This is a genomic window from Mycobacterium sp. (genome assembly GCF_049281135.1).
Lineage (GTDB): Bacteria > Actinomycetota > Actinomycetes > Mycobacteriales > Mycobacteriaceae > Mycobacterium.
Map to the genome: position 1 here is coordinate 1 of NZ_JBAPRN010000237.1, position 13,013 is coordinate 13,013.

The following is a 13,013-nucleotide window of genomic DNA, read 5'->3' on the forward strand; positions in this document are numbered from 1 at the left end:
GCGCGGACCATAGTCTTGAACTCTTGGACCTGACCGCCGGGAGTGGTGCTGGAGGTGTACTTGAAGTCGGCGGAGAAGAAGCCAACTGTGTTGTAGCCCCAGTAGTTTGACAGCCCCTTGTCCACCAGCGTGGAGTCATTCGCGAAGTGATGCACCGGCATCAGCTCGATCGCGGTGACGCCCAGTTCTTTCAGATGCTCGATGATCACCGGGTGGGCGATGCCGGCATAGGTGCCGCGCATTCGCTCGGGAATGTCCGGGTGCAGCTGGGTCAGTCCCTTGACGTGTGCCTCGTAGACGACGGTGTCGGCGTATTCGTGACCGGGCGGACGGTCGTTGCCCCAGTCGTAGTACGGATTGATCACCACCGACTTGGGCATGCGGGGCGCGGAGTCGTCGTCGTTGCGGCTGTCGGGGTCGCCGAAGTTGTAGCTGAACAGCGCCTGATGCCACTCGAAGTTGCCGTCGATCGCCTTGGCATACGGATCGATCAGCAGCTTGTTCGGGTTGCACCGGTGCCCGGCGGACGGGTCGTAGGGTCCGTGAACTCGGTAGCCGTAGCGCTGGCCCGGTTGGACAGCGGGCAGGAAGCCGTGCCAGACGAAGCCGTCCACCTCGTTGAGAGTCACCCTGGATTCGGCGCCGTCAGCGTCGAAGAGGCACAGCTCCACCTTCGCGGCAACCTCGCTGAACAGCGCAAAGTTGGTGCCTGACCCGTCGTAGCTGGCGCCGAGCGGATAGGCCTTGCCCGGCCACTGCTCGATAGCCGCCGCCCGCGGGGGTTCGACCGACTCGACGGCTTCCGGCACAGCGTCCTCTTTCGCCAGAGGGCCGCGTGGGTACGGCCCGACGGTGGGGGATACCCGCCGGACAGCGTGTCACACATTGTGTGAACCGGGGCACAATGGCGCTGTGGAACCTTGGCCGACGCCCGATACGCCCGGTGCCGGGCAAGAGTCGGTGTGGGACTATCCGCGTCCGCCGCGACTCGAGGAGTTCACCGGCTCGATCACCGTCGAGTTGGGTGGCCGCACTGTGGCGTCGACCGATCGCGGGTGGCGGGTGCTGGAGACCAGCCACCCGCCGACCTACTATCTGCCCGGCACTTCCTTCGCCGATGGGGTTCTCCGACGCGCCGACGGCAGTTCCTGGTGTGAATGGAAAGGCCAGGCAACCTATTACGACTTGGTGACCGAGAAGCGGATCGCGCCGCATTCGGCGTGGACCTACCGCCAACCCAGTCCCGATTTCGCCCCGATTGCGGGTGCGATCGCGGTGATGGCTGCGGCAGTGGACCGCTGCACGGTCAACGGCGAGCAGGTGATTCCGCAGCCGGGTGGCTTCTACGGCGGCTGGATAACCAGCTGGATTGTGGGTCCTTTCAAGGGAATTCCAGGATCCATGGGTTGGTGAACCGGCGCTACGTCGCGTTGCTCAACATCGCATCGATCCGGCGTAAGGCGATCGAGCACACCGCCAGATAACCGGTAGCCCACCACGGGACGCCGATGCTGACTCGTGTGCTGCGGCCGACCGGCTGGACCCGGTGAGAGGTGGCCGGGATGCCCGCCACCTTCCACGCCCAATGCCGGCCGGGTTCGAACTCGGTGACGACGAACGGGACGTCGAACCCCAACGACGTACGCACCACGCCGGTCGCGCCCAGCGACAGCTCGGTGTGCGGCGAATCAAGCCGGGCTGCGCTGACCGTCGGGCCCCACTGCGGCCACGCATCGAGATCGACCAGAACGTTCCACGCCGCCGACGACGGCGCGGCGATCAGTCGATCGACGGCAAGCATCATGGCAATGCCATACCCTTGCCTGCAGAATCCGAATCGGTCAGCAGCTGACTTTCTCGGCCCAGCGTGATCTAGGAGCGTGATGACAGACGCCTTGTCGGCACTGGGCGCAGAGAAATTCGTGTCACTGACGACCTTCAAGAAGGACGGCACCCCGGTCGCGGCGCCGATGTGGATCGGCCGCGACGGCGATCACCTCTTCGTTTGGACACCGGCGGACAGCTGGAAGGCGAAGCGAGCCAAGAACAACCCCCGAGTGGTACTGGTGCCATGCAGCCGTGGTGGGAAGGTCCGTGCTGGCGCTGAGCCGGTGGATGGGATCGCCGAAGTGATTACCGAGCCGGCCACGGTTCAGCGGCTGGCCGGCGTGATCCGCCGCAAGTACGGCCTGGAGTTCATCGTCGTGACTTTCATCGAGCGCCTGCTGGTGCGCGGGCCGAAACCGCGTCTGATTCTGCGGATCGCGGTGTCTAGCTGACCCGGCCGGATGTCGACTGTCGAATGTCGAACCCCTCGAGAGTGGCCCCGGAACGCCACGCATCCAGGATGTCCGCGTATTCGGTTGGGCTGCCGAAGAAGAAGCTATCCCGGTTGAGTCGTGCACTCGCCTGGCCTTCGCGGTTGTAGTAGCCGGGAGTACACGATTCCCGCCGCCCGGCGATGACGCTGGAACGCTCGACGACAGTATCGACCCAGGCGGCTTCAGCATCCGCGGTGGCCTCTACTTCAGCGGCGTCGTGCTGCAGCGCCCATGCGATCACCCACGCGATGTGACGCGATTGGGTGTCGATCAGGTAGGGGAAGTTCACCGTGAAACCGGACTGCGCGATGCTCTCGATGAAGCAGTTCGGAAAACCGTTGACGTGCAAGCCGTGCAGGGTGCGGACGCCGTCGGCCCACTTGTCGGTGAGGGTCAGCCCGTCGCGGCCGATGATTTCGAAGCCGGTGCGCTGTGCGTAGCTGGTGCCGACTTCGAAGCCGGTGGCGAAAATCAAGCAGTCCAGCGGGTATTCGACACCGTTCACGACGACGCCGTGGTCGGTGATCTGCTCAACGCCGAGGCCTTGGGTGTCGACCAGCGTGACGTTGTCGCGGTTGAACGCCTGCAGGTATTCGTCGTGAAAGCACGGCCGCTTGCAGTAGTACCCGTACCACGGTTTGAGCGACTCGGCGGTGGCCGGGTCGGTGACGATGGCTTCGACGCGCGCCCGGATCTCTTCCATCTTGGCGAAGTCGGCCATCTCGGCGGCGTTCGGCCCACCTTCGTTGACGATGGGCATTTTCTTGGTCAGGCTGGTCCACGCATCGTCAACCAGGTCTTCATCGGATGCGCCTCCGGCAGTGAGGATTTGGAAGTTCTCCATCCGACGCTGTTGCCAACCGGGCTCCAGCGATGCGGCCCAATCCGCTTCTGTCGGCCGGTTGGCACGCACGTCAACCGTCGACGGGGTGCGCTGAAAGACGAACAGTTCACCGACCGACTCGGCGAGTCGCGGCACACACTGAATGGCCGTTGCGCCGGTGCCGACGATCCCGACCCGCTTGTCGGACAGGCCGCGCAGGTCGTCACCGGTGTATTCGTAATCCCAGCGGCTGGTGTGAAAGGTGTGGCCGCCGAAGTCGGTAATCCCGGCTATGCCAGGTAGTTTCGGCTTCTGCAGGTAACCGTTGGCCATCGTTACGAACCGGGCCCGAATCTCGTCGCCGCGGTCGGTGGAGATCACCCACCGGGAACTGCTTTGTTCCCAACGGATTTCCTGCACTTCGGTCTGCAGGCAGGCGTCGCGGTACAAGTCGAAGTGCTCGGCGATACGACGGCAGTGCGCCCAGATTTCGGGGCCCTTGGCGTACTTCTCCGTCGGGATGTAGCCGAGCTCTTCGAGCAACGGCATATAGACATAGGACTCGACGTCGCAGGCGATTCCGGGGTAGCGATTCCAGTACCAGGTACCGCCGACATCGGCGGCCTTGTCGATCAGTCGCACATTCTCGACACCGAGCTGCTTGCACCGCGCGCCGATCAGCAGGCCGCCGAAGCCGGCGCCGACGACTGCAACGTCGACGGAATCGGTGATGGGGTCGCGGCTGAAGTCCGGGTCGGCCCACGGATCATCGCCGAACTTGCGGAATGCGCCGGTTATTTCGACATATTGTGAGATGCCGTCGGAGCGCAAACGGCGCTGGCGTTCCTCGGCATACTTCCTGCGCAGCGCATCGGGATCGAAGGTATCTGCGCTGCTGCTAGACGTCACGGCTGAATACTGGACCAATTTTGTGACCCAGGCAACGCCGAAAAGCAGTCCTTCGTCATCTACCGTCCACGGACACGTTACGGATGCGATGCCAATTAGCTGATCAATAGCGCAACAGTGGCGCACATGAGCACTGAATCGGTCCTCATTGCCGCTGAAAAGCCGGCTCCGGGGACACGTCCGTCGGCCGAGCCGCGCTATTCGTTGTTGTTGTCCACTGATCCCGCACAAATCGAATCAGCACAACGGCTGCGCTATGACGTCTTCAGCAGCGAGCCGGGTTTCGCGCTGACCGGTCGGGGCGACGGGTTGGACGTCGATCGCTTCGACGAGCACTGTGACCACCTTCTGGTGCGCGAGGACAACACCGGTGAGCTGGTGGGTTGCTACCGCATGCTTTCCCCGACCGGCGCGATCGCGGCTGAAGGACTTTACACGGCAACGGAATTCGACATTCAAGGACTGGATTCGCTGCGGCCGTCACTAGTCGAGATGGGCCGTGCGGTGGTGCACGACGAGCACCGCAACGGCGCTGTCGTACTTCTGATGTGGGCTGGCATCCTGGCCTACCTCGACCACTGCGACTACGACTACGTCACCGGTTGCGTATCGGTGCCGGTGGCCGGGGACGGCGGGCCGCCGGGCTCCCAGATTCGCGGTGTGCGCGACTTCGTGTCCAAGCGCCACGCGGCTCCCGACGACTATCGGGTGTATCCGCACCGCCCGGTGGTCATCGACGGGCGCTCACTCGACGAGATCGAGCCGCCGTCGCGGCCGGTGATACCGCCGCTGATGCGGGGCTACCTGCGGTTGGGGGCGCGGATCTGCGGTGAGCCGGCCCACGACGCCGACTTCGGTGTGGGTGACTTTCCCGCGCTGCTGGACAAACGCCAGGCCGACACCCGCTACCTGCGGCGACTCCGGTCGGTATCGGCGGCCACCGAAGCAGCGGGTCGGGTGGCTTGATGGCCGCTCCGGTGCCCCGCGACCACGCCTGGCTGCCCCGGGCGACCTGCGATACGGACTGCATACAAGCCGGCGGCTACAAGGCAACGCGGCGGATGATCGTGGCGCTGCGGGTCACACGGCGGATTACCTTGCTGGCGCTGTTGGCGCCCGCGTTGCCGCTGCTGGCGGGGGTGATTCCGGGCTGGTCGAAGTCGAGGCAAATCTACTGCCGGCTGCTGCTCTGGTGCCTCGGCGTCAAGATCAACGTGTCCGGCGGGCCGATCCGCAATCTGCCCGGGGTGTTGGTGGTCAGCGATCACATGTCCTGGCTGGACATCCTGACGATCGGGGCGGCGCTGCCGTCCAGCCGCTGGCGGGCCTCGCCGCTGTCGTTCGTCGCCCGCGCCGACGTGGCCGCCACCAGCGCGGTGAAGATGATGGCGCGCATCGTCAAGGTCATTCCGATCGAACGCGCCAAGCTGCGTCAGCTGCCCGAGGTGGTGGCCACCGTCGCCGCCCGGCTGTATGCAGGCCACACGGTGGTGGCGTTCCCCGAGGGCACCACCTGGTGCGGCATGCCTGGACGGTCCCACCAGGGCTCGGGGCCGTTCTACCCGGCCATGTTCCAGGCCGCCGTCGACACCGGTCGGCCGGTGCAGCCGCTGCGACTGCGCTACCACCACCGGGACGGCAGTATCTCGACCGTGCCGGCCTACATCGGCGACGACACGCTGCTGGCGTCGATCGGCCGGCTGATGGTCGCCCGCCGCACGGTGGCTCGGATTTACGTCGAGTCGCTGCAGCTTCCAGGTGACGATCGCCGGGAGCTGGCCCGTCGCTGTCAGGCCGCGATCCGCGTCACATCGGCGCCACGCCCAGATCACGGGCAGCGGCCGTCCGTGCTGGCGTCCTGACCCCCGTTGGGCGTGGCTATCCTGGGCAGGTCATGGTCTACCTGGATCACGCTGCCACCTCCCCGATGCACCCCGCTGCTATCGAGGCGATGACGGCCGTCCTGAGCACCGTCGGTAATGCCTCCTCGCTGCACGCCACCGGCCGGGTCGCCCGGCGTCGGATGGAGGAATCCCGCGAGCTGATCGCCGCCAAGCTCGGTGCCCGTCCGTCCGAGGTGCTCTTCACAGCCGGCGGCACCGAGAGCGACAACCTGGCCGTCAAAGGCATCTACTGGGCGCGCACTGACGCCGAGTCCAGCCACCGCCGCATCATCACCACCGAAGTCGAACACCACGCCGTGCTGGACGCGGTGAACTGGCTGGCCGAACACGAGGGCGCGGAGGTGACCTGGTTGCCCACGGCTGCCGACGGTTCGGTGTCGGCTGCCGCGCTGCGCGAGGCTCTGGAACACCACGACGACGTGGCGCTGGTCTCGGTGATGTGGGCCAACAACGAGGTCGGCACGATCATGCCGATCGCCGAACTCGCCGCCATCGCGGCCGAATTCGATGTGCCGATGCACAGCGACGCGGTTCAGGCGGTGGGCCAGTTGCCGATCGGTTTCGCGGCCAGCCAGTTGTCGGCGATGAGTGTGGCCGCCCACAAGTTCGGCGGCCCCCCCGGTGCGGGTGCGCTGCTGCTTCGCCGCGACGTCGGCTGCACGCCATTGTCACACGGCGGTGGCCAGGAACGCGATATCCGTTCCGGCACACCCGATGTCGCAGGTGCGGTCGGCATGGCAACGGCGATGCAGCTTGCCGTGGACAGCCTGGAGGTCAACAGCACGCGGCTGCGACTGCTGCGCGACCGGCTCATCGACGGTGTGCTGGCCGGGGTCGAAGACACCCGCCTCAACGGCGCCACCGGCGCGCGTCGGCTACCCGGCAACGCGCACTTCACCTTCGAAGGATGCGAAGGCGACGCATTGCTGATGTTGTTGGACGCCAACGGGATCGAGTGTTCGACCGGATCGGCCTGCACCGCGGGAGTCGCGCAGCCCTCGCACGTGTTGATCGCGATGGGCGCCGACCCGGCCAGCGCCAGAGGGTCACTTCGATTGTCGTTGGGCCACACCAGCGTCGAGTCGGATGTCGACGCCGCGCTGCAGGTAATGCCCGGCGCCGTGGCCCGCGCCCGGCAAGCCGCCCTTGCCACCGCGGGAATTTCGCGATGAGGGTGCTCGCCGCAATGAGCGGTGGTGTCGACTCGTCGGTCGCCGCCGCCCGAATGGTCGACGCCGGGCACGACGTGGTCGGCGTGCACCTGGCCTTGTCGCAGGCCCCGGGCACCTTACGCACCGGTTCGCGGGGGTGCTGTTCCAAAGAGGACGCCGGGGATGCTCGGCGGGTCGCTGATGTGCTCGGAATCCCGTTCTATGTCTGGGATTTCGCTGACAGATTCAAAGAAGACGTGATCGACGATTTCGTGTCGTCCTACGCGCGCGGCGAAACCCCCAATCCTTGCGTGCGGTGCAACGAGCGAATCAAGTTCTCCGCGCTGGCGGCCCGCGCGCTGGCGCTGGGGTTCGACGCGGTGGCCACCGGCCACTACGCCCGGCTGTCCGGCGGCCAGTTGCGTCGGGCCGTCGATACCGACAAGGACCAGTCCTACGTGCTCGCAGTCCTGACGTCCGATCAGCTGCGCCACGCCGCGTTCCCGATCGGGGACACCCCCAAGTCGCAGATCCGCGACGAGGCGGCCCGGCGGGGACTGGCGGTCGCGGACAAGCCGGACAGCCACGACATCTGCTTCATTCCATCAGGTGATACCCGGGCCTTCCTGGGCGAGCGCATCGGGGTGCGGCGCGGCTCGGTGATCGACCAAAGCGGGTCGGTGCTGGCCACCCACGACGGCGTGCACCAATTCACCATCGGCCAGCGGAAGGGTCTGGGTATCGCCGGCCCGGGCCCGGACGGCCGGCCGCGCTACGTCACCGCAATCGACGCCGACAGCGGCACCGTCCGGGTCGGCTCGGCGGCCGACCTGGAGATCTGGCAGCTGACCGGTCATCAGCCGGTTTTCACCGCGGGCACCACACCAACCGGACCCGTCGAATGCGCGGTCCAGGTCCGCGCGCACGGCGAGGCCGTCGACGCGGTAGCGGAGTTGGCGGGCGATGAGCTGGCGGTGCGACTGCGCGCACCGCTGAGCGGCGTGGCGCCGGGGCAGACGCTGGTGATGTACCGCCCCGACCCCGACGGCGACGAAGTGCTCGGCAGCGCCACCATCACCGAATCGTCGTAACGCGGCGGCGCCGGCGTCAGCCCGGCACGTTGGCGGCGATATTGGTGATCACGATCGTGGACACCGAGTCCGGGAATCCGCAGAAGGTGACCTCGATCAGCACCACGGACTTGAGCAGGTAATCGCGCCCGCAGTCGCCGGGACGGGTCTGGAGCGACTGTTCGTCGGATGTCCAGGTACCGACGAACCTCGAACCGGCAGAGCTGTCCGCGCAGTGGCCAACGGTTCTCACCAGCGCGGTGAATGCGTGACGGGCGGTATCGGCGTCGCGGTAGGCGGCGGCGCCTTCCGAGATCAGACCGCCGTGCGGCGGATCCTGAAAGGTGGTTTTGTGGAACGTTTCGATGTCGGGCCCGAAGGTCGCGCTGTCGGCGAAGACGAAGCGGCACTCTGGTGGCGCGCTCGGGGCGAGCGCGTCGATGTCGACCGGGGAGTCGCCGTCCATCGACGGGATGATGGTGAGGTGCTCGCCGCCGCCGGTTATCGCCTGCATGCGGGACTGCTCGAGCAGCACGCGGTTGACGTCGACGCCGGAAAGGTTCGGTGCCGCACCGTATCCGGGCACAGCAGTGCCACCCACGATGTGGGTGCATCCCGCCGCCAACAGGGCCGCGGCACACAGCATCAGCCGTCGCGCCATCATTGTCAGCCTCTTTCCCTGGTCGCCAGCCTAATGGCGGGTCCGACCCCCTCGCCCGGTGTGCCGGGGACCCGATCGAATACGGTTGTCCGGTGAGCGTTTTCGCAACCGCTACCGGCACTGGATCGTGGCCCGGTACTGCCGCGCGACCGGCCGCCGAGATTGTCGTCGGCGAGCTGAGCGCCGCGATGGCTCACCTTGTCGAGTTGCCCGCCCGCGGAGTGGGCGCCGACATCATCGGCCGGACCGGTGCATTGCTGATCGACGTGGCCATTGACACGGTGCCTCGTGGCTATCGGGTGGTGGCCCGGGCCGGCGCGGTGGCGCGGCGGGCGGCCAGCCTGCTCGACGAGGACATCGATGCGCTGGAAGAGGCTTGGGAGACCGCGGGTTTGAGGGGGAGCGGCCGGCCCGTCAAAGTTCAAGCGCCGGGGCCGATCACGCTGGCCGCACAGTTGGAACTGTCCAATGGGCATCGGGCGATCACCGACATCGGCGCCCTCAACGACATTGCTGCCTCACTGGCCGAAGGGGTTGGCGCGCATCGGGCCTCGGTGGCGCGCCGACTCGATACCCCGGTGGTGGTGCAGTTCGATGAGCCGTCACTGCCCGCGGCGGTCGCCGGCCGGCTGACCGGTGTGACCTCGCTGAGCCCGGTGGCGGCTCTGGAGGAGAGCCTGGCCACCACCCTGCTCGACACCTGTGTGGCCGCGGCGGGCGCGGAGGTGTCGGTGCATAGCTGTGGCGCGGCGATCCCATGGAAAGTGTTGCAGGACAGCAGTATTAGTGCGGTATCGGTGGACGCCGGCACGCTGGAAGCCGGCGATTTGGACGCCTTGGCCGAGTTCGTCGAATCGGGGCGTGTCGTCATGCTGGGCGTCGTGTCGTCGAGCGCGCCGCTGCGCCCGCCCGCGGTGGAGGAGGTCGCCGCGAGCGTCGTGGCCATCATCGACCGGCTCGGCTTCGGGCGTTCGGCGCTGCGCGATCGCATCGGCGTCACCCCGGCGTGCGGATTGGCCGCTGCGACCCCGGAATGGGCCCGTGCCGCGATCGGCTTGGCCCGGCGGACGGCCGAGGCCTTCGCCGAAGATCCCGACGCCATCTGAGTACGGCAACCAATCCGTGCCTCTGGGCAAGACCTGCCGCTAGCGTTGCACGATGTCCATCGCCTCAGCCGACGTACAAGAGATGCTCGATGAATATGCGCTACGAAAGCTTGTACACGGTTACTCCCGTGCGGTAGATAGGGGCGACCTGGACACTCTCCGCAGTCTCTATCACCCAGACGCCGAAGACAGCCACGGATCCTTCTCATCGGGCTCTGTGGATACTTTTCTGCGCACGCTTGCCGAGACTCGGCCCTATATCCGGTCGATGCAACACCACATCACCACAACGAACTTCGCCATCAGCGGCGACATCGCCGAAGGCGAGATTTACAGCATTGCGACACACTCGTTCGCCACGAAAGGTGGCGAAACCGAGGTCGTGGTGGGCGGGCGCTATCTCGACAAATACGAAAAGCGCAACGGCACCTGGAAATTCACCACGCGATGCATTGTCACCGACTGGGCGCATGTCAACGATCCGTCCGCTGTGGACTTCAGCCATCCCATGACGCGGGACACACCACAGGGCCGCCCCGGTTCGAATGATCCCTCCCATGAATTCTTCTCGTTGCTGAGGCCGTCAGGGCAGAGCTGAGGACCGACTTCCGGAAAGTGCAACCAGGGGGTTGCATGTAGCTGCTGGGTATGATTTGCTAATGGGCAACCAGGAGGTTGCATATGAATACCGATCGCATCGAGAAGCAGGTGCTGCTACATGCCCCGCTGGACCGGGTCTGGCAGGCGATCAGCGACTCGCACGAATTCGGCCAATGGTTTGGTGTCCGCATCGATGGCCCGTTCGTCGCCAGCACGTCAGTGAACGCGACGATCGTCGGAACCACGGTCGACGAGGAGGTCGCGGAGATGCAGCGACCGCATGCCGGGGCCGAGGCGACCTGGCAGATTGTCGCGGTGGAGCCGCCCCGGCGATTCGCCTACCGCTGGCACCCCTTCGCCGTCGACGGAGGCGTCGACTACGGCAGTGAGCCGACCACGCTGGTCGAGTTCACCCTGTCGGAAACGGCCGACGGTGTGCTGCTCAGGATCGTCGAGTCCGGATTCGACGCCATCCCCGAGGCTCGCCGCGCCGACGCGTTCAAAGCCAACAGCGGAGGGTGGGCCAAGCAGACCGAACTCGTGCGCAAGTACCTCAGCCTGGGGGAGCGGGTGTGACCGCGACGCCCGCGGCGGCGCCGGTATGGCCCCTTTTCAGCGCACTAGGCGACCACAACCGGCTGCGCATTGTGGTCCGGCTGTGCGACGGCGGGCCGAGTTCGACTTCTCAGGTCACTCAGGCAGTTTCGGTTACCCGCCAGGCGGCGACGAAACACCTGGAGCTGCTGGAGTCTGCCGGGCTGGTGATCAGCAGCCGACGTGGTCGCGAACGTATCTGGGCGTTGCAGACTCGACCGCTGACCGATGCGGGCGACTATCTCAACCAGCTCTCCCGCCGCTGGGACGCCGCGATCGACCGGTTGCGTGCCTACGTCGAGGACTGAACTTCTGGTTGTCGGGCAACGTGTTTCAAATACGGCCGACAATTCGACCGCGACGCCCTTTACATAACTGCTATACCCTGGCGGTTTCTGGGAGAGGACAGCACGCATATGAATCGCAAAACCGGAACAGGGCGTCAACGAGTGGTCCTGACGTCATGGCTGGCAGTGATCGGATTGGCCGCGGCGGCTTTCCTCGTCGTCCACCCGGTAATGCCGGCTGCGAGCGGGACGGCGGCGAGCGCGATTCCAGCGCCCACCCTCGACGAACCGGCGACAGGGCGACCCAAGACTGAAACCGCGGTCCTGGCAGGTGGCTGCTTCTGGGGCGTGCAGGGCGTCTACCAGCACGTCAAAGGCGTGCAGTCCGCTCAATCCGGATACGCCGGCGGAGATGCCGCGACGGCTAACTACGACGCCGTCACCACCGAGACCACCGGGCACGCCGAGACGGTGCGCATCACCTACGACCCGTCCCAGGTGAGCTACGGCAAGCTGCTGCAGATCTTTTTCGCCGTCGTGCAAGATCCGACCGAACTCGACCGTCAGGGACCCGACGTGGGCCCTTCGTATCGTTCGGTGATCTTCGCTCAGGACGACACCCAGCAAAAGATCGCGAATGCCTACATCGCCCAGCTGAACGCGGCGGGCTCGTTCCCCGCGCCGATCGTCACTGCCGTGGCGGGGCAAGCTCCGTTTTTCCCGGCCGAGGCCTACCACCAGGATTTCTTCGACTTGCACCCGAATAACCCGTACATCGTCGCCAACGACCTGCCCAAGCTGGGCGAGCTGCAGTCGACGTTCCCGGACCTCTATCGCGGCTAGCCTGCCCGCGGGGCTGCGCGGACCGAGCTGTCGGCGTGCTCCGATAGCCTGCGAGGGTGAGCTCAGCAGAGGCTGATCCGCCCGAGGCCGATCCCATTGGGCCCGATGTCCGTCGTGGTTGGCGTGAACTTGCCGACGAGGTGCGAGAGCACCAGTTCCGGTACTACGTGCGCGATGCGCCGATCATTTCCGATGCGGACTTCGACACGTTGCTGCGCCGTCTTGCCGCGCTCGAGGACGAGTATCCCGAGCTGCGCACACCCGACTCGCCGACGCAGCTGGTCGGCGGCGCGGGCTTCGCCACCGATTTCACCTCGGCCGACCACCTGGAGCGCATGCTGTCGCTGGACAACGTGTTCAGCGCTGAGGAGTTCGAGCTGTGGGCGGGCCGCGTTCGCGCCGACGTCGGTGCGGATGTTCCCTTTCTCTGCGAACTCAAGATCGACGGTGTCGCATTGGCTTTGGTGTACCGCAATGGCCGGTTGGTCCGTGCGGCGACCCGTGGTGACGGGCGCACCGGGGAAGACGTGACGCTCAACGCGCGCACCATCGACGACGTGCCCGAGCGGCTGACCCCCACCGCCGACCATCCGGTTCCCGACGTCCTCGAGGTGCGCGGCGAGGTGTTCTTTCGGCTCGCCGATTTCGAGACGCTCAACGCCGCGCTCGTCGAAGACGGCAAGACGCCGTTCGCCAACCCGCGCAACAGCGCCGCGGGGTCGTTGCGGCAGAAGGACCCCGCCG

General features: G+C 66.1%; 15 protein-coding genes and 1 pseudogene. 12 read left to right on the top strand and 4 right to left on the bottom strand.

All coding sequences use genetic code 11. The features are described from left to right. Positions 1 to 809: pseudogene (locus WAN02_RS09550) on the bottom strand (glycogen debranching enzyme); the annotation flags it as partial. Between the two features lie 103 nt (positions 810 to 912). Here WAN02_RS09550 and WAN02_RS09555 point away from each other — a divergent pair. Then, on the top strand, positions 913 to 1,413 hold the full coding sequence (locus WAN02_RS09555; RefSeq protein ID WP_422263909.1) for a DUF427 domain-containing protein: 501 nt from the start codon (positions 913 to 915) through the stop codon (positions 1,411 to 1,413). 7 nt (positions 1,414 to 1,420) lie between these two features. On the opposite strand, the gene WAN02_RS09560 is transcribed toward WAN02_RS09555, so the two are convergent. After that, on the bottom strand, positions 1,421 to 1,804 hold the full coding sequence (locus WAN02_RS09560) for an SRPBCC family protein (protein ID WP_422263910.1): 384 nt from the start codon (positions 1,802 to 1,804) through the stop codon (positions 1,421 to 1,423). Between the two features lie 79 nt (positions 1,805 to 1,883). Between WAN02_RS09560 and WAN02_RS09565 the strand changes: the two genes are divergently transcribed. After that, entirely contained in the window at positions 1,884 to 2,279 is a 396-nt protein-coding gene (locus WAN02_RS09565) for a PPOX class F420-dependent oxidoreductase (RefSeq protein WP_422263911.1), read from the top strand. Here WAN02_RS09565 and WAN02_RS09570 read toward each other — a convergent pair. Beyond that, complete coding sequence (locus WAN02_RS09570) at positions 2,272 to 4,053, bottom strand: flavin-containing monooxygenase (RefSeq protein WP_422263912.1); 1,782 nt, start codon at positions 4,051 to 4,053, stop codon at positions 2,272 to 2,274. The genes WAN02_RS09565 and WAN02_RS09570 overlap by 8 nt on opposite strands. A 126-nt stretch (positions 4,054 to 4,179) precedes the next feature. Here WAN02_RS09570 and WAN02_RS09575 point away from each other — a divergent pair, with 126 nt between their 5' ends. From WAN02_RS09575 to mnmA, 4 genes are read left to right on the top strand one after another with little or no spacing between them, the layout of a single operon-like run. Beyond that, entirely contained in the window at positions 4,180 to 5,019 is an 840-nt protein-coding gene (locus WAN02_RS09575; protein ID WP_422263913.1) for a GNAT family N-acetyltransferase, read from the top strand. Continuing rightward, a complete protein-coding gene (locus tag WAN02_RS09580; RefSeq protein WP_422263914.1) occupies positions 5,019 to 5,915 on the top strand; it encodes a lysophospholipid acyltransferase family protein in 897 nt (298 codons plus the stop codon). The genes WAN02_RS09575 and WAN02_RS09580 overlap by 1 nt, the downstream gene beginning before the upstream one ends. Positions 5,916 to 5,947: 32 nt before the next feature. After that, the gene (locus WAN02_RS09585) at positions 5,948 to 7,129 is read left to right on the top strand and encodes a cysteine desulfurase family protein (RefSeq protein WP_422263915.1); all 1,182 of its coding nucleotides are present in this window, start codon (positions 5,948 to 5,950) and stop codon (positions 7,127 to 7,129) included. After that, on the top strand, positions 7,126 to 8,199 hold the full coding sequence (gene mnmA / locus WAN02_RS09590; protein ID WP_422263916.1) for a tRNA 2-thiouridine(34) synthase MnmA: 1,074 nt from the start codon (positions 7,126 to 7,128) through the stop codon (positions 8,197 to 8,199). The genes WAN02_RS09585 and mnmA overlap by 4 nt, the downstream gene beginning before the upstream one ends. Before the next feature lie 16 nt (positions 8,200 to 8,215). Here the strand turns inward: mnmA and WAN02_RS09595 are convergent, their stop codons facing one another. Further along, on the bottom strand, positions 8,216 to 8,839 hold the full coding sequence (locus tag WAN02_RS09595; RefSeq protein ID WP_422263917.1) for a sensor domain-containing protein: 624 nt from the start codon (positions 8,837 to 8,839) through the stop codon (positions 8,216 to 8,218). A 92-nt stretch (positions 8,840 to 8,931) separates the two neighbouring features. Between WAN02_RS09595 and WAN02_RS09600 the strand changes: the two genes are divergently transcribed. From WAN02_RS09600 to WAN02_RS09625, 6 genes are all read left to right on the top strand, one after another. Further along, entirely contained in the window at positions 8,932 to 9,945 is a 1,014-nt protein-coding gene (locus WAN02_RS09600; protein WP_422263918.1) for a methionine synthase, read from the top strand. 52 nt (positions 9,946 to 9,997) lie between these two features. Continuing rightward, the gene (locus WAN02_RS09605; protein WP_422263919.1) at positions 9,998 to 10,543 is read left to right on the top strand and encodes a nuclear transport factor 2 family protein; all 546 of its coding nucleotides are present in this window, start codon (positions 9,998 to 10,000) and stop codon (positions 10,541 to 10,543) included. 83 nt (positions 10,544 to 10,626) lie between these two features. Beyond that, positions 10,627 to 11,121 (top strand): SRPBCC family protein, encoded by a 495-nt coding sequence (locus WAN02_RS09610; protein ID WP_422263920.1) that lies wholly within the window; start codon positions 10,627 to 10,629, stop codon positions 11,119 to 11,121. Further along, positions 11,118 to 11,447, top strand: coding sequence for an ArsR/SmtB family transcription factor (locus tag WAN02_RS09615; protein WP_422263921.1), 330 nt, complete (start codon positions 11,118 to 11,120; stop codon positions 11,445 to 11,447). Before WAN02_RS09610 ends, WAN02_RS09615 begins: the two co-directional genes overlap by 4 nt. Before the next feature lie 108 nt (positions 11,448 to 11,555). Further along, the gene (msrA, locus tag WAN02_RS09620; protein ID WP_422263922.1) at positions 11,556 to 12,269 is read left to right on the top strand and encodes a peptide-methionine (S)-S-oxide reductase MsrA; all 714 of its coding nucleotides are present in this window, start codon (positions 11,556 to 11,558) and stop codon (positions 12,267 to 12,269) included. A 56-nt stretch (positions 12,270 to 12,325) separates the two neighbouring features. Beyond that, the coding region (locus tag WAN02_RS09625; RefSeq protein ID WP_422263923.1) for a DNA ligase LigA-related protein at positions 12,326 to 13,013 on the top strand (688 nt) is incomplete at its 3' end.